General features: G+C 54.4%; 11 protein-coding genes and 2 pseudogenes. 6 read left to right on the top strand and 7 right to left on the bottom strand.

Annotation, left to right across the window (positions count from 1 at the left end; all coding sequences use genetic code 11):
* Nucleotides 1-172: 172 nt before the first annotated feature.
* The 4 genes and pseudogenes from BDD14_RS26090 to BDD14_RS26080 form a co-directional block, all read right to left on the bottom strand.
* Nucleotides 173-2,251, bottom strand: a complete 2,079-nt coding sequence (locus BDD14_RS26090; protein WP_207231898.1) for a class I SAM-dependent DNA methyltransferase — start codon at nucleotides 2,249-2,251, stop codon at nucleotides 173-175.
* A 27-nt stretch (nucleotides 2,252-2,278) separates the two neighbouring features.
* Nucleotides 2,279-2,695: pseudogene (locus BDD14_RS34740) on the bottom strand (type IIL restriction-modification enzyme MmeI); the annotation flags it as partial.
* Between the two features lie 254 nt (nucleotides 2,696-2,949).
* Nucleotides 2,950-3,138, bottom strand: a complete 189-nt coding sequence (locus BDD14_RS26085; protein WP_130423711.1) for a hypothetical protein — start codon at nucleotides 3,136-3,138, stop codon at nucleotides 2,950-2,952.
* A 401-nt stretch (nucleotides 3,139-3,539) separates the two neighbouring features.
* On the bottom strand, nucleotides 3,540-3,905 hold the full coding sequence (locus BDD14_RS26080; protein WP_130423709.1) for a winged helix-turn-helix transcriptional regulator: 366 nt from the start codon (nucleotides 3,903-3,905) through the stop codon (nucleotides 3,540-3,542).
* 168 nt (nucleotides 3,906-4,073) lie between these two features.
* On the opposite strand from BDD14_RS26080, the pseudogene BDD14_RS26075 reads away from it, so the two are divergent.
* From BDD14_RS26075 to BDD14_RS26065, 3 genes and pseudogenes are all read left to right on the top strand, one after another.
* Nucleotides 4,074-4,853, top strand: a pseudogene (locus BDD14_RS26075) (NADPH-dependent F420 reductase); the annotation flags it as partial.
* Nucleotides 4,854-4,979: 126 nt separating this feature from the next.
* Nucleotides 4,980-5,363, top strand: coding sequence for a transposase (locus tag BDD14_RS26070; RefSeq protein ID WP_165420301.1), 384 nt, complete (start codon nucleotides 4,980-4,982; stop codon nucleotides 5,361-5,363).
* A gap of 171 nt (nucleotides 5,364-5,534) precedes the next feature.
* A complete protein-coding gene (locus tag BDD14_RS26065) occupies nucleotides 5,535-6,269 on the top strand; it encodes a hypothetical protein (RefSeq protein ID WP_130423704.1) in 735 nt (244 codons plus the stop codon).
* A gap of 391 nt (nucleotides 6,270-6,660) precedes the next feature.
* Here BDD14_RS26065 and BDD14_RS26060 read toward each other — a convergent pair whose 3' ends face one another.
* The 3 genes from BDD14_RS26060 to BDD14_RS26050 are packed head-to-tail and all read right to left on the bottom strand — an operon-like array spanning nucleotide 6,661 to nucleotide 13,508.
* Nucleotides 6,661-7,620, bottom strand: coding sequence for a BON domain-containing protein (locus BDD14_RS26060; protein ID WP_165420300.1), 960 nt, complete (start codon nucleotides 7,618-7,620; stop codon nucleotides 6,661-6,663).
* Nucleotides 7,621-7,660: 40 nt separating this feature from the next.
* Nucleotides 7,661-11,329, bottom strand: a complete 3,669-nt coding sequence (gene mobF, locus BDD14_RS26055; RefSeq protein ID WP_130423700.1) for a MobF family relaxase — start codon at nucleotides 11,327-11,329, stop codon at nucleotides 7,661-7,663.
* A 4-nt stretch (nucleotides 11,330-11,333) separates the two neighbouring features.
* Nucleotides 11,334-13,508 (bottom strand): type IV secretion system DNA-binding domain-containing protein, encoded by a 2,175-nt coding sequence (locus tag BDD14_RS26050; protein WP_130423698.1) that lies wholly within the window; start codon nucleotides 13,506-13,508, stop codon nucleotides 11,334-11,336.
* A 135-nt stretch (nucleotides 13,509-13,643) separates the two neighbouring features.
* Here BDD14_RS26050 and BDD14_RS26045 point away from each other — a divergent pair, with 135 nt between their 5' ends.
* The 3 genes from BDD14_RS26045 (at nucleotide 13,644) to BDD14_RS34735 (ending at nucleotide 15,645) form a co-directional block, all read left to right on the top strand.
* Nucleotides 13,644-14,579 carry an AAA family ATPase gene (locus BDD14_RS26045; RefSeq protein WP_242618291.1) on the top strand — a complete coding sequence of 312 codons (936 nt, stop codon included), beginning with the start codon at nucleotides 13,644-13,646 and terminating at the stop codon, nucleotides 14,577-14,579.
* A 219-nt stretch (nucleotides 14,580-14,798) separates the two neighbouring features.
* The gene (locus BDD14_RS26040) at nucleotides 14,799-15,359 is read left to right on the top strand and encodes an outer membrane protein assembly factor BamB family protein (RefSeq protein ID WP_165420299.1); all 561 of its coding nucleotides are present in this window, start codon (nucleotides 14,799-14,801) and stop codon (nucleotides 15,357-15,359) included.
* Nucleotides 15,325-15,645, top strand: a complete 321-nt coding sequence (locus BDD14_RS34735) for a type II toxin-antitoxin system RelE/ParE family toxin (RefSeq protein WP_423201815.1) — start codon at nucleotides 15,325-15,327, stop codon at nucleotides 15,643-15,645. Before BDD14_RS26040 ends, BDD14_RS34735 begins: the two co-directional genes overlap by 35 nt.
* Nucleotides 15,646-15,992: the final 347 nt, after the last annotated feature.

Below are 15,992 nucleotides of genomic sequence, written 5' to 3'. Positions count from 1 at the left end.
CATTGCCAGCACAAGGGAAGAAAAACTTTCCTTATCTCCAGTGTTGTTGCTGCAATGAGCGGTTCTCCAGACTTTTCTTTGCTCGTCGGTGAACTTAATTCCGAGTTGAACAGGCACATCATAGATCGGAACGCCCAACGAGACGCCCGCATTAACCGCCTCTTGGGAATCGCTAAAGTTGGTCGTGCATTAGATCGCCCCTATTCTTTTCCGTCAATGTCGGCACAGGAAAAGTATTCCAGCCTAACGTCGATGAATATCGTAGGCGACTCTCCAGTTTGCCGCATACGGTTGTAATCCAAACGAGATGTAACTTTGATAACAGCAATGCAAGTTCCCATAATGACGGAGCATATATCGCAAATGCTGCATCCGAAATGATCATGCTCTCGTCGCATAGGTTCGCCGGGAGATACTCTCGCGTCTCAGATGACGTTTTAGCAATCGCGATGGACAGGGTCTCTCTGTGAGCACGCTGAGCAAATTTATGAGGGATGCTAGAGTATCCCTTGGTTGTCTTTGCTGAAGACGCGGCCCGGAAGGATCTGACGCTCTCAATCCTCTCATTGATCTCTGGAACCGACTTGGCAAGTTCCAGGTGGTCATCTTCTATCCAGAGACATCTGCGATCTTGAAAGTGGATTAGCTCCTGCGATCCAAGGAAAATGCGAAGTAGTGGCCACGACAAGGGTTCCTTCCTGAGTAGATCTAATGATTCGGCATAGGTCATGATGAGATTGCCACCATCACGCGCCATGCTGCCGGACACCATAGTTCCGAATTCAGAGCAAAGAGTTAAATCGCGAGCTTCGACATACAACTCCTCTCCGGCTATCAAATACGGGGAGATTGAATCTACTTCTCGTTTGACATCTCCGTCGAATAAGATGCATCGGGTCGGCTTACTTCGACCGACCCCTACAATGACACACTGGACCACAGCGTTATTCGACGCGTTGTTTCGCCATCTGAATCCCTGGTGTGCAAACTTGATGTGGCAACCTGCCTCGTAAAGGCGTGACCAAAGATGTGCGACTTGCTCACCCTCGCTAATTGAACTCGTTGAAACAAATGCAAACGTTGCATTGCAACTCTGTAGGAGTTCAGAGGCCTTCAGATACCATGCTGTTACGTAATCACAATCTTTGAAATCGTTATGGCCGTTGAAGATGAATGCCATATCTTCCTTCTGTGCCCTTGATTGCTTCCTGGCACCTTTGAATTGTGGGTTTCCGCAGATGTATATCTCTCCACCATCATTCACGAAATTGATCTCGGCCTGGTTGAGGGGCGTGCTGAAGAGATCGTCGGCGACCAATTTGACACCCGTCCCTCCAACATCCATCAAGCTTGACCAGTCAAGACGGAGCGCATTACCGCACGTGATCCAGTTTTCAGAACGCAGAGGTAAGAATTCGGCCAATGCTAGCTTTGGACCCAGGTATAGGACATCAGCTTGGTATTCGGCAATGACAAGAGCGAGACGTGCAATCTCTACAGGAAAATCTCTCAACTCGATACCACGAAAATTCTCGACGGGAATGTCACTCTTTAGTTCGGCTTCACCGCGCCGCCGATTTACCTCTGCCTCGATCTCACGCATTTGCTTATACGCGATTACGAGAAAGTTGCCAGAGCCGCAGGCCGGATCGAAGACACGAATCTTAGCCATGCGCTTGCGCAGGTTGAGCAGAGCGCGAGGATTGTCTCCTGCCTCCTGAAGCTTTGCGCGCAGGTCGTCGAGGAAAAGCGGATTGAGAACCTTCAGGATGTTGGGCACGCTGGTGTAGTGCATCCCGAGAGCGCCGCGTTCCTCATCTTCCGTGACCGCCTGAATCATGGAGCCGAAGATGTCGGGATTGATCTTCGTCCAGTCGAGGCCGCCAATATGCAGCAGATAAGAGCGCGCAATCTTGCTGAAGCGCGGTACGTCCATATTCCCTGAGAACAGGCCGCCGTTGACGTACGGAAATGAATCAGCCCAGTTGGGGAGCCCAGCGCTCTTTCGCCCCCCAACCTTCGTATTCATGGCCCGAAAGAGTGCGCCGATGACTTCATGGGTGTTCGATGAGTCACGCTCGCTCATCTGGGCGATGGTGCTGGTGAATAGGCCCTTGCCGATGAAGATGTCCGTGTCTTCGGCAAAGAAACAAAAAATGAGGCGCGCCATAAACTGGTTCATGTCATGGCGGCGTTCGGACTTACCCCACTCCGGGTTGTCCTTAAGGAGTTCAACATAGAGCCGATTCATGCGGCTCGTTGCTCGGATATCGAACGAGTTCTCTTTGATCTGCTGGACCGTAGTGATACCGGCCAACTGCAGGAAGAAGCCGAAATGGTTCGGGAAGTCCCCGTAGGAACAAGCTACGGTCTCTCCGCCCGCCAGGTCTTCCGCCTCAAAGTCCACGCCGTCGGTCGCCAGAACAAACTTCGCCTTCGCCTTGGCTGTCGCGGGACTGTCCCTAAGCGTCCGGAGAGTCTGCGTGACGCGCCCTTGGTCGCAAGTCGCGATGTGGATATTGCCGGTCTGGAGAACGCCGCCGAGGTCGGACTTGTTGGTAGCCCCAGCGCGCAGCCGCTTGATCGTCGTCTCCTTGTTGCCAAAGGCTTCTAGAAAGGAGTACGCGAAGTTCGCAGCGTCAAATGGCTGCTCCGCGAGCTGCGAGATGGCTTCTTCGATTTCAACCGCGTTCAACTGATGTAAACCTCTATCTCGACAGGCTCCAACCCCGAAACCTTTACCCTAAATAAGGAGTAATGCCTTCGATAAGGATACTGGCAGCTGTGCTTTTCTTCGGGGGCCACTCGACTTGGGTCGCTACGTTTCTATGCGTCTACGGCTTCACTATACATAAACCGACTTATCAGACGTAGAATCAATAACTTAGAAAGTATACTTAGACAATAGCATCTCCGTTGACGGTGGTGCTATTGTCGTTTTGAATTCCCCTAGGCGCTGATCCTTGCTTCGTGTGTCTTCACGCGGAAATCCACGTGCGTTGGCTGGATATAACTCGCAACGATGACAGGTTCGCAGCACACAGCACAGACCTTTCGGCCTTCCTTTTCCCAGATGATGACTCGGCCACGAGAAACATTGCAGCGATCGGCTAGCGTTCCGATTTCATCAATGGCCATGAGCCCCTCCCCAGGTGCCGCTGCTGGTTCAAGTGTATTTAGGGTCATCCCACCAAACGTCCAAAATCGTACATGGGTGTTTTTGACTAAAACCGCGAAAAGTCAATTTTGGGGCCGAAATTGGAAATTAGTGTGACCTTCAGAGATAAGTGGCGGTCGTTCTTCAACGCTATTTGGCGCGGCATAGGGCGCCTTCACAGGGGTCCGGACGGACGGCGAAAAGACTTGTCCGAGAAGCTCGGCTACACAGCAACTTGAATTGATCAATTAATCTGGCTCGATGCAGTCAGATTCCGAACGACAAGGCCCATCGAGGTAAACAGGGCGTATTCACAAGAAGGTATGTCCAAGACCTTATATCCAGGGCAGGCAATCTAAACCCGAGTCACCGAAAAGTCTGCTTAACTAGCAGGCTTTTTCTTTGCCGAAGACGGTATCTTTCGTGATCCTGCCCAGGACTTAAGCGCCTTGAGCGCCGGACGAAGAGCCGCCCCATCTTTCGTCAACATGTATTCCACCTTGGGTGGCACTTCCGGATATACCTTGCGGTGAACCACGCCATCTTTTTCCAAGTCACGTAATTGCTGAATCAGCATCTTCTGAGATATCCCGGACACTGCGCGGCGTAATTCCGAGAACCGCAGCACCGGTGCGCTGAAGAGATGGAAGAGAATGAGTATCTTCCATCGCCCTTCCAACACTTTGAGCGCTTCTTCCAGTTCCACGGTGGAACATGTTTGCGTAAATGTTTGTTTCGTCTTTTTCATGGTTACTTAAAGGTTAGTATTACACTTTTTCGTGCGTTATTGCGTGTTAATCACCATAGATTTAGTCTTTCTTCAGGGCAGTAAATCAGCTCCGCGGCAGGAAGAAGCCGCCCTTAAGAAGTTGATCACCGCCGACGGTCTGCCAGAGGGGCGAGCCGCACGGACGCAAAGCCATCTAGAACGGGAGAAACCATGGAAATCAGTCTGATCGGCGCCGGCAACATCGGCGCCTGCCTCGCACGAAAGCTCAAGGACGCGAGGCATACCGTGCGGATCGCAAACTCCCGCGGCTCCGAGACTCTCGCCGACCTGGCGAAGGAGGTCGGCGCGAGGGCGATGTCGGTCGTCGATGTCGCCAAGCAGTCAGACGTGCTGATTATCTCGGTGCCGATGAAGGCTATCCAACAATTTCCGGTCAATCTATTCGATGGCGCACGCCACGACCTCATCGTGGTCGACACTGGCAACTACTATTCCATGCGTGACGGACGCATAGAGCCGTTGGAAAGCGGCATGCCCGAGACGAAGTGGGTCGCCGAGCAGCTGGGACGACCGGTCGTCAAGGCGTTCAACAATATCTCGTTTGACAGCCTCCGAAATCAAGGGCGCCCCAAGGGCTCGCCGGAGCGCTTCGCCCTGCCGGTTGCGGGCGATGACCAGCGGGCCAAGGATGTGGTGATCGGCCTAATCGAGGAGATCGGCTTCGACGGGGTCGACGCCGGCGGTCTTGACGCGTCCTGGCGCCAACAGCCGGGCAGCGCCGCCTACTGCACCAACCTCGGCGCCTCGCGTCTGAAGGAGGTCATGCAGGGGCTGACCGCCGACGACCGCGCCAAGCTCGGCGAGCGCCGGGACGTGGCGCTGAAGAAGATGATGGAGTTGCCCAACGGCATCATCGCAAAAGACAGCGTGCCGCTGCTGCGCTCGCTCGCTGGCCTGCCGGACTAGTTCCGGATGTTCGGGCCGGGCGTCGCGGAGCGCGGCCTGCGGGCTTGGCTGAAGAACCAGAATCGACGTGCTAGTCGATAGGTACTGCTAAACGCCCTGTTGCACCAGCAGATACGCCGGGATCTGTTGCTGGAAAGCAAGAAGCACCAGACATGGAGACTGCTTGGCCTGATTCCTGGGATCGGCCCGATTCGCGCGGCCCTGCTGATCGCGCTGATCCAGACCCCGCACCGGTTCCGCACCAAACGACAACTGTGGACCTACAGTGGTCTGGGCTTAGAAACACATGACAGTGCACAATACCGCGTGGTCGAAGGACAACTACAACGCTCTAAGAAACCGGTAACGCTTCGTGGCCTGAATCAGGACCACAATCACGACCTCAAAGATATTTTCAAGGGTGCAGCCACCAGAGCCAGCAGCAGTGGGCCGTTCCACGATTTCTATGAGCATTTGCTTGCTCAGGGGAGGAAACCCACGATGGCGCGCCTGACCTTCATTCTGGAGTGAATTGTCGCTCGGATAAAGGCCGTTCACTAGCATTGTCTAAATGCTTGGAATACCAAAAGTACATATACCAATGTACCGTTGCACTAATCACCGGTTGTCTATATCTAGATAGATAATCGCACGCTTATATCTTTGTTACAAAATCCTCAACGACGAGCTTAGGAGTAGATAATGAGCGAGAAAATCGACTTCAACAGATCCACGACAGTGAATTTTTACAATAATACGTCTTTGACATTGAATCGAACAGGGTTTAGTTGTGAGGGAGATTCCATTCTACACAATGTCGCGCCGCCAAGCGTAATTCAGCCAGGACAACAAGTGCAATGGATTCAGAAAGTGTCATCACTCCAAGGGTACAGCAATTCGTACGCTTCTTATGGTTTCTCTAGCGGTGGTAGCCTTACGGTCGAATGGTCCAATCCAATATCAAGCGGTAACACTTATTCGGTGTCGTGTAATCCTTCTTCTGACTACAACATTACATACACGGGAGGGAGTGGCACAGAGGCAACTATAAGCGTCGATTTTGTGCAAAAAACCAAATTAGACATCACTTTTTACAATCAAAATGTTTTAGAACTGACTCTTGACCCAGCCTCTATCCAAATCCAAGATGGTGAATTTATTACCCAGCCTCCCGCATCGATTGCGGCAGGCGGGCAGGCGAGTTGGACAATGGATGGAGTTGGATTTAAGGGAAGCTGCCACTATTGGTTTGATTCTGTCTCCGGGGCAAAGCTTTCGTGGGACACAAGCAACAACCAATACTCGATCGATGCCGAACCGACGTACGAGTACACAGGGAACACCAGTGGTTCTACTCCTAGCGTAAGCTTCTATGTTCAGCTACAGGGAGGTGGACTCTTAGGTAGTGGAGATGGACCTCCGGCGGATGGATCGTAAGTTGGTAGTTGGTCTCAGGGCGGCGACTCAACAGCGCCGCTCTGCATACTGCCTACGCACACCGTGCATGCATACTCCTCATAACTCAACCTACCTGGTCGGCGAGTCCCAGGCTTTCATCATTGACGTATTAAGACCCGCACAGTGATATTCGCCTTCCCAGATGGAAACATCTGGTTTCGAGGATTTATAAAGTGTTTCGAGCATGATGCTCAATGATCCAAGTGTATTGCTAGGCCGTGGAAATGGCGTGACTATGGAAAGCTTGGAACGGTAAGGCTGTCCCACTCTTCCCACAGTCTCTTGGAAGACGCCGATGCTGCCGGCGTCTCCCACATTCCAACCGCCTCGACGGTTAGGTGTTTAGATGTTTGAGTTGCCAAAGATCCAACTACTGAGGCGAACTGCCTGTAGCGGATCGGGTCTGAAGCTGAGCGCCGGGAGCGGCAGTTGGGAGTACCTGATGCCCGTTCTCAAGCATGATCGTTACATTCAGGGGTGCGGCGGTGCGGAACTGCAAAAGCTGTTCGGGCTTTAAGTCGATCTCTTTGCCATGGGTGATGAGGTTTGCTCCCAGTCCGAGCGCTCCACCACTAGCGGCACCGATTCCCGCCCCCGCTCCTCCTCCTGCAAGTGCTCCGACAACAGCACCGAGGGCGGCGCCCCCGCCCGCTTTAGCCGCTGTATTGGTTCCTCGGCCAGCTGCCTTGCTGGAAAGTCCTTGGCTCACCACCGAAATATCCTGCGCACCTTCGGGCGTTGGGAGTCGCAGGCTCACAAGCTCGATTGCCAGTTCAGCTGCTCCGCTGAGTCGGCCTGCTGGCTTGGCCTCCATGATTCGGCCAGTGACAGGTGTTCCGGCAGGAATAACTGTGAAGCCCGCTAGTGTGACGCTAGCGGCTGTAGTGGCGTGGAAAGAGTCTCCGGCCTTTGCCGTCTTCGTGTTGATTTCGTCGGTGAGACGAATTGGAATGGCAGTCCCTTGGGCGAGAGTGACGACCTTCGGGCCTGTGGGTCCGGTTGGAGTGGAGGGTGCTGGTGCGTGGAAACGGTTATCTACGATGGTGAGATTATTAAGGACGGTCTTTACGCCTTCGATATTGGCAAGGTCCTGAGAGGCAAGGGCTTTCTCACTTTCACTGCGCACGTTGCCGGTGAGGGTGACGACGCCTTTGTTAACTCCGCTGATGATGGACGACCCCTTGAAAGCAGTGTCCTTCGCTAGCGCCTGTTGAACCTGTGCCTCGATCTGCCAGTCTGTCGGCGGCGGTGCCTTCTGTGTCTGCGCTCCGATCGTGCCGGTAATCAGCGTTAGCAAGGCGATGGTTCTCAGGTGGGGAAGGTGCGTCATGGATCGTCTGCTTTCTGGCCCAGGGAGCCGGGTTGTGATCTTACATTCCAATTCCGTAGCCTTCGAGTTCGATTGCCGGGCTCGATGGCTCCGATAGACTACCGAGATTTGGAGCATTGGAGATTCCTTCCTTGGTGAGAAGGCTCCCATTAGCAATGCCGTGGTCCTTATGCAAAGCGTTTGCGCTGTCGGATGTGTAGATCGCTAGATCGCGAACTTTGGGATTAAGCTTTGTGAGAGCGGCTTGCTGTTCTGCGAGCTGGGCACTATCACCAGTGAGAACGATCCGGTCTGCTGACAACCGTTTCGCCGTCTCGACGGTATAACCGTAGTCGATATGTTTCGCCTTCTCAGCTTCTAGGGTCACTTCCCTTCCATTGTCCATGCGGACGGTAAGAGCATTGTTATCTCCGACCTTTTCCAACGTGGCGAAATCGCCGGAACGAATGCGATTTTCACGATCTGGTCGGGTGAAAACGATCCGGTCGCCTACAGCCAGGTCAAGCTCTCCCTGCCGGTAGACGGTGCTCTGTTTGGTCTGTTGTCGGAGTTGCACTGGGTTATAAGAGACCTGCTCGCCGTCGCGAGTTTCTATCGTGAGCAAGTTCTTCTTGGCATCGGTACTAAGAACCGTCGCGGCGCTGTCATGCGGGATTCCCTCAATGGAGGGGCTGCCGGTGCGGTAGTGAATCTGATCGCCGGGGAAGTAACTAGCCGCAAGTTTAGGGTTGGAATACTTCTGCTCGACCAGGACGGGAACGGAATGGCTTTCGGCCGATATTTTGCCTTGCGCCTGTAGCTCGGCGCGGATGAGCTGGGTCAGCTCCTTTCGCTCGGCCGAGTCCGGCACGACGACAACAGCGCGGTCGGGACGGGCTGTGTAATCAAGGGCAACCGCAGCGACCCGGTGATCTGGATTAGCGTATTCGTAGACACGCTCCTGATTTTGCAATAGCTCGGTCGCCTTGGCTGGGTCATTGCTGCGGAACGCATCGACGGCTTCTCGGGTCTGTTCCGTGGAAGGACGGAAATCGACTGCTGCCGTTTTGCTGATGTCGGTTGCAAGCCTTTGTCCTAGGGTTTCAGCGTTGTTTGTATATATGCGAGCGTCTTCGGAGGCGCGAGAGATCGCAACATATGCAAGGCGACTGTTTATGAGGCTGCGAGAGGAGTCGGTATCTATATTAGCGAGCACGCGACCAGCCGTGAGCCCCTGGGAACTATGCGAGGTCACAGCATAGCCGTGGTCGAACTGGCGAAATTTCTCCGTGTCAAAGGTGATCTTTCGTTTGGTCTTGCCGTCCAGCTCGACGGTCATCTTACCGTCCTCGAGCTTTACGATGGTCGCGAGATCTCGATTCGAGACTTTGAGCTTCTTTTCTCCGGCTGTAAATTGAATTCTGTCCCCAGTTGCAAATTTGCGTTCAATTTCGGTGAAGACGTTCACTCCACGGAGTCGCTTAGGGTCGTAGCTGACGGTTGTTCCGTCCTGCTTCTCGACCGTAAGCATGTTGGAACGGGCGTCGACGGAGCGAACTGTAGCGAAGCTGTTGCGGTCGATGGCTTCGGTCTTGCTGCCCGTCGTGTACTGCAAAACCTCGCCGGGGTTATACCGTGCCGCCCAGGTTCGATCCGCGCCGGTCATATCAGAGCGGTGCAACAGGGTCCGAAGCTGTTTTCCGTCTTCGGAGAGCGTTCCGGTCTTCAAAAGTTCAGCCCGCACGCTTTCATTGATCTGCTGACGACTTTTGTTGTCGGGAGAGATGATGATGGTGTTTTCTGGACGGGCTGCGTAGTCCTTTGCAATGGCTTGAATCCGTTCCTGAGCGCTTCTAACCTCGGTTATTCTTCCCTGCTCTGCCAGCAGTTCGATTCCTTTGACGGTTTCATTGCTGGCGAGATGTTGGACGGCTTTCAATAGCTCCGGATCTTTCTGCCTCATAATCTTGTCCAGCTGCGAGGTCTGCATCCCCGCCTCCTGCATCTGTTGGAAAGGTCGCCCGGCGTCCACGGCCTGGTGCTGGCGGGTATCTCCGATCACAAGAACCCGATCCTCTGGCTTCAGTTTTTGGAGAAAGGCTCGCATCTGCCGTGTGCTGGCGAGGCTGGACTCATCGAGCATGTAGAGGTGTTTTGGCTCTGGCTCGTCGGGGGTCGCCTTCACCTTCCGAGACAGAAAGCTCTGGAGAGTCGTCGCATCGACTCCGGCATCGCGCAGCTGACCCGCAGCCTTCGACGTGGGAGCAAAACCCTCCACCTTATAGCCTTCGGTCTCCGCACCTTTGCGGATGATTTCTAGCGTAGTTGTCTTGCCGGTCCCTGCGAGCCCCTGCAAACCGTGGATACGGTCAGAAGAGTTTAGGACCTCTTCAATCGCCTGCCGCTGTGACTGATTTAGAAAGTCCTTTGTATTCGCCTGATGCCTTGCTTGCTCCGCTCCCATGATCGGTTTCACTGAGTTACGGCCATCGAGTACGTACTTCACGTTGGCGCGTTCTGCCGCGATGGTCTCGGGCGTCGTGAAGCTGCGTTCCGAGTCATATTTCTGCGATTCGACGGAGCGAAATCTGCCGTTCTCACGCTGTGTTTGGAACTCGTCTCGGACTTCGCGAAAGGTCGCTTCTCCCATGCCGCGACGAAGGGCGGTCGTAAGAATGGCCCGCTTGTCGGCGACGGCCTCTCGCTCGAAGATGCTCTCTCGGGCGAAGCTAATGGCCTCTTTCGCATGAGTGGTGTTTTCGGGTCGCTGTTCCTGCTGATTGGCACGGGCGCGGGCTGCTTCAACGACGCGCTGCGGCTCGTTTCCAAACTCAGCGGCCATCTTTCGGTGGGCTTCTAAGACTTCTTGCGGAGTCAGGTTTTGTTTGCCTTCACGGGTAGCATGGGCGGCGATCTGAGCGGCTTCAGGACCGCTCACCCCTGCCTGTTCCATGTGCTCGCGGATCTTCTGCGAGCGCTGGCTGGAGGCCTCCAAGTACTCCGAGGAATAGCCTTTGATCTCGGGCGCTCCACTTTTCCCTCGCTCGATCTCGTAACCGAGGTTTTTCAAACGGTAGAACAGCTCGGCCTGATAGACCGCGCCCACATAGTTCTGGCTCTCAAAGAAGGGCCTTTCCTGTAGAGCGCGAGTAGAACCGTCTTCGCGTTCGGTGACATTAAAGATGACGGCGTGCGTGTGGAGCTGGGGGGCGGCGTAACCATCTACCGGGCGGGCTGTGTCATGTTCGAACGTGGCGGCGATAAAGCGTCCGGTCGATTCGGCAGGTTTATTACCGCCGATTCGCGCATGGGTGTAGCTCTCCAATTCGGAAAGAGCCACCTTAACAGCCTCGCGATGCGCTTCTCGAATCCGTTCGTCACCGCCTACAAGTGCAGTCAAGGAAACCGACTTCGACGGCGCAAACTGCGCGTCCCATCCCGCCCTATGTTCGACCGCTTTAGTTACGGAACCGTCCGGGTTTTCATACTGCTGAGACAGGCGATGCCGAACCATCTGCTCGCCGGTCTCTGGATGCTGTCCATCCACAAGCCGACTGAACGCGAGCGGGCTCACTTCTTTGGAAAGTCCCAGAGAGGCCGCCATCTTGCCGTTCCACTCACCTTTGACCTCTCCGCCCTTGTTGTAATAACTCTGGGTTGCGGAGGCATAGTCCATCTGATGGTAGGTCTTTGCCTGGGACGCATTAAGTGCGTTGGAAATACTGAGCATGGGATTATGGCCTTATCTCAAGGCTTGGGCCTTCGGGGTTAAGAGTGCCGTCAGCAAAAAGGATCTGCTGAGCCGTTTCGGTTTCATTCTTTGGCGAGGATGTGGGGCTTACAGGCTGAATACCAGAGGTAGGCGCGAGCCGGTTCGTCTCGCCGGCGCGAGCCGGTTCATTGTCGTTCTCTTTCGGCCATGGAATCGGTCGAGGTTTCCTTGCGTGTGCGATCGGAGCGCCACTCGTCGATGCTTCGGAAACGGGCTGACCAGCCGTCATCTCGGAGTCATCTTCTGATTCGTAATCGTCGTCCTCGTCATCCCTATCTACGAACGAAAGGTGACGTGGTTCGAGCGTGTCCGGATCAAAACTCATCCCGCCATCTGAATGCTTGCGTGGAAGGAAACCGGGGGTCGGGGTAGATAGGTCTAAATAGTCAAAATCGAAGCGAGCAACATTGTTCCCAAGTTTCAGATAGGCGTGTCGGTCATCCAATCCAGTGATCTCTGACCCCATGACCAGCGGCTCAATCTGCCGGTCCAGACTGAAGTTGTGTCCTGATCGCGTCCCGTCGAACTTGGTTTCTTTGAGCCTTTCGATTTCGACTTTGCCGATAGCCTCGGAGATCCACTCGGCAGCTTTTGGCTCTGCGGTCTTCATAAAGATTTTGGTCGCAGGCTGGGACAACATGACCTCAGCCAGATGGCCATAAATCACTTCAAGTTGCGCCTTGCCTTGGAATCCAAGCACGAGAGGGTTCTTGCTTTTACGGTTCTCCGTTATGGCGGTGTGGAGCTGGGGGAGCTTCTGCAGGCTGGCCAACTCGTCGATCACGAACCAGACTTGCCGCTGTCCCGGCTGCGGGGCACTAAGAAGCCGCATGACCAGCAAATCGATCCAGAGCGAATGCAATGGACGCAGGGTTTCCCGCTCGGGTGGACGCGACGTGATGAAGATCCAGCCCCTTCGCTCTTTGGCCCAGGTCCGGGCATTCCAGGTGCGGGCGCTCTCCTCTTTTTCGGGCAGGAGCCTGAAGGATTTAGCGACCAATCCTAGTGAAGCCAGGACACCGGCTCGCTGCGGTCCAGCCTTCCGGTCGATGTAAAAGCTCATCTCGGTTCCGGCTACAAGACGCTCAAGCGTATCGCTGTTTGCCATCCACTCGGCGAGCTGATGCGGCGATGGTCCCTTCTTTAATAGATGGGCAAAAATCTGTGCGGGCGTCTGGTGAAAAAACTCGTCTTTCGCGTCCGTCGTCGGCTGATAGAGGGACGCGGCGATGGCGTCGGCCTCGGCATTCGTCTCCATCTCCTGGGCCGGACCCCAGTACGGGCAACGCTCGTCCAGTGGGTTAAGAATGATGTCGCCACGGTTGGCGTCATAGAATCGCTGGACATATTCACAGGCCGGATCATAAACAATCGCAGAGTCCCCTCTGTCCCTGATCTGCCGAAGGATCTGCATGATCAATTGGGTTTTTCCTACGCCTGTGTCGCCCATGATTTGGAAATGCTGGGCTTCCTTGCGCTCAGGAATTCTCATCATTTTGCCGAGTTCCGTGGTCTTGAACCCGATGCCGTCACCCTTGGCCGCTTTATTAAATTCAGCCGGAGAGAGCATCGTCGGCCCTCGCAGGACGCGACCATATTTCATCTGTTTGAACCTCTTCAGGTCCTTGGGGATTGCAAAGAACAACATCGCACTGAGGCAGATTCCGCCCTCAATGAAGCTCACCATGAACAGCTCCAGCAAGCCCTTGTCGTTGTAAACCGCGCCACGAAGCCAGCGGGTCATAGAGGCGTCGGGAAGCTTTTGAGCTGGGGCGCGGTAGAACCAGCGATAGCCCTGAACTGATGCCAACTCGGACAGTCCGATAGGCACTGTTTTTCCGTTTGGAAGCGTTGTCTTTCCATCCGTAAGATCGACGGGCAGGGCGAGCCGGGGCTTCACTTTGTCCCCGGCCAGGTACACGAGCTGATAGTTCTGGGAACCCTTGAACGTGGCTCCAACCTGCGAACGAACGTACTCCGTGATGTAGCTCTGCTGGAGCGGCGTCATAGAAACATTGAGGCGTTGCCATATGAAAAATAGCGTGCAAAGCAAAGCCACAGCAATGGCTGAATAGCTCATAATCGGCGCGTGTGGCGGCCAGATGATCGTCTCTTTACGTCCCCATTGTGTCGCCATACTTATTGGCCCCCTGCCCTGTCATCCGAGTATTGCTGGCGCACTTCTTGTGCCGCTCTCCGCTTCTCTCTGCGAATCACAGCCATCATCTCTGTGAGCCATTCCTGCGACACAGGCTTCCCCATGATGAGCGGCTTGAAGAGATTCACCATCAGCATTCGTGTGGCTAGCCGCGCGTTTGTCGAGACGATCGAACACAGCAGATTTGTTGAGTTCTGCGATGCATGTCGTCACTTCCGCTACATCGGGCTATGCTATGGACCACCCGGCATCGGCAAAACACTCTCCGCTGTGCGCTACAGCCGCGCGGATCAGATCGTTCCGCGCGATCGCTGGACAAGCGAAGTAAGAGACGATCGCCCTGTCGACACCCTGCTTTATACAACTTCTGTGATCAATACTCCCTCCAGGGTCGAAAACGACATCAAGATGGCGCGAGAAAGGGTGATGAGTATCGTACTGGACCCTATTCGGCGGGAAGCGACGATGGTTCTGGAGGAGATCAGACTTAAAGACGAGAAGAGTCGTAGGGAAATCATGGACAAACCAGGCTGTTCTCCGTGCGACCGCCCTGCGGTCGATCCGACATACTTTGAGACATACAAGCAATATCAAGCTAAACAACGAGCAGTGTCAGACCCGACTACTTTAATCCTTGTGGACGAGGCCGATCGCCTCCAGATGAACAGCCTCGAACAAATGAGATCGATTTTCGACGAGGGAACCGCCGGCATGGTGCTGATCGGCATGCCCGGCATCGAGAAGCGCATAGCCCGATTTCCGCAGTTCTATTCGCGTATCGGTTTCGTCCATGAATTCCGTCCCTTGGATGCCAACCAAGTGCAAGAACTACTCGATCAGCGCTGGACTCCCGCGGGCGTTACGCTTCCCGATGAAAAACTCATCCCGGAGGTTGTCGCCAGCCTCATACGGATGACCGGCGGAAACTTCAGGCTCTTGACTCGACTCCTTACCCAAATCGAACGGGTTCTACAAGTTAACGACCTTCACCTCGTCTCCAATGAAGTAGTTGAAGCGGCGCGGGACAGTCTTGTGATTGGCACAAGCTGACGCCGTGTACGCCAAATAATCCTGAAACATTACGCCAAATAGCTCTGAAACAGTGCGCCAACTAAACTTGAAAGCTACAGTGCAGACCGTACCGGTCACCCACCCACTTTTCCATCACTCATCGGTGTCAATAACCGTCTTAATAATGAAGAACTGATCGATTACATTCATGCCGGCAAATCGCCGATGCCAGGTTTCCCCAGTATTACTGGGCAATCGATGACGGATCTTCTGACCTACATCAACAACGGCTTCGTCCCCAGCGACGCGCCACCGCGCAAGGCGATGAAGGGCTTGGCGGAGGGCGAGCCGCGCTGGCGCACAGACTACGGCTACTGGTACTCCAAATCAGGAAATGGAGTCATGCGTCCGCCGTGGACGACACTCTCCGCCTATGACATGAATACGGGAGCACTTCTGTGGCAGGTTCCGGTCGATAGTGATCCCAGCTATCCGATCAAAGGTATCAAGACAGGTACCGGAGACACGAACAAGGTAGGCATCGCTATTACAGCAAGCAGGTTGCTCTTTGTTCCGGAGGCGCGCTTGAAGAAGCTGATCGCGATCGATGCGGACACGGGCCAGACAGTGTGGGAGGGGGATCTTCCAGAGAAGGCAGTGGGAGTTCCGGCCGTCTACTCGGTCAACGGACGTGAGTACATTGCAGTTCCAGCGGCGAGCGGTGTAGCTCATCCGAGAGGCAAGGCCAAAGCAACCACTACTGAAGCTGGTACACACAACCAATTTGTTGTCTTTGCCTTGCCTGAGACGTGGGAATAACATCGCAGAGAATAGCATTGAGGCTGCAGATCAGTTGATGGATAAGCTGTTCTGCCTATTCGAAGTATTAGCCGAGCGACCGGGCATGGGACACAAGCGCCGGGACCTGACCAATTTTCCCCTGCTCTTCTTTTCAGAAGGAGCATATGTGGTGATCTACCGTAACCAGACCACGCATATCGAATCGTGGCTGTTGCCCATGGCGCTCGTGACATCCCATTCTGCTCACCCATCGACTCACATAACAGAACAACAAAATATAGATCAGGACCAATCGGTCCGTTGACATAATCCGCATGGATCAGACGTTACTCTGAAGGCCCCGGTCCCGAATGCGATAATCCCAGCTCCACAGATCTCTACTGCGCACCGAACGTCAACTCTCTTCCTCACCACCGGAGGCAAGTGTTCAGCGCCCTTTCTTGATCTCAAGCATTCTGCTCTGCTAAGGCAGGTATGCAGGTGGATCGGCAAAAGCTCGGTCCAGCTCTGTTGATCGCCTCCAATCTGGTTCTCGCAACGGGCCTAACCGAGCACATTGCATCACCCTTTGGTCAATGGACGCGTGTTATTGAGGAGTTACTCATTTATTCTGCGATTCCAACTTTGCTGGCCCAAAACGCATCACAACCG

The organism is Edaphobacter modestus (genome assembly GCF_004217555.1).
Lineage (GTDB): Bacteria > Acidobacteriota > Terriglobia > Terriglobales > Acidobacteriaceae > Edaphobacter > Edaphobacter modestus.
This window is presented reverse-complemented; position numbering and strand designations above follow the sequence as displayed.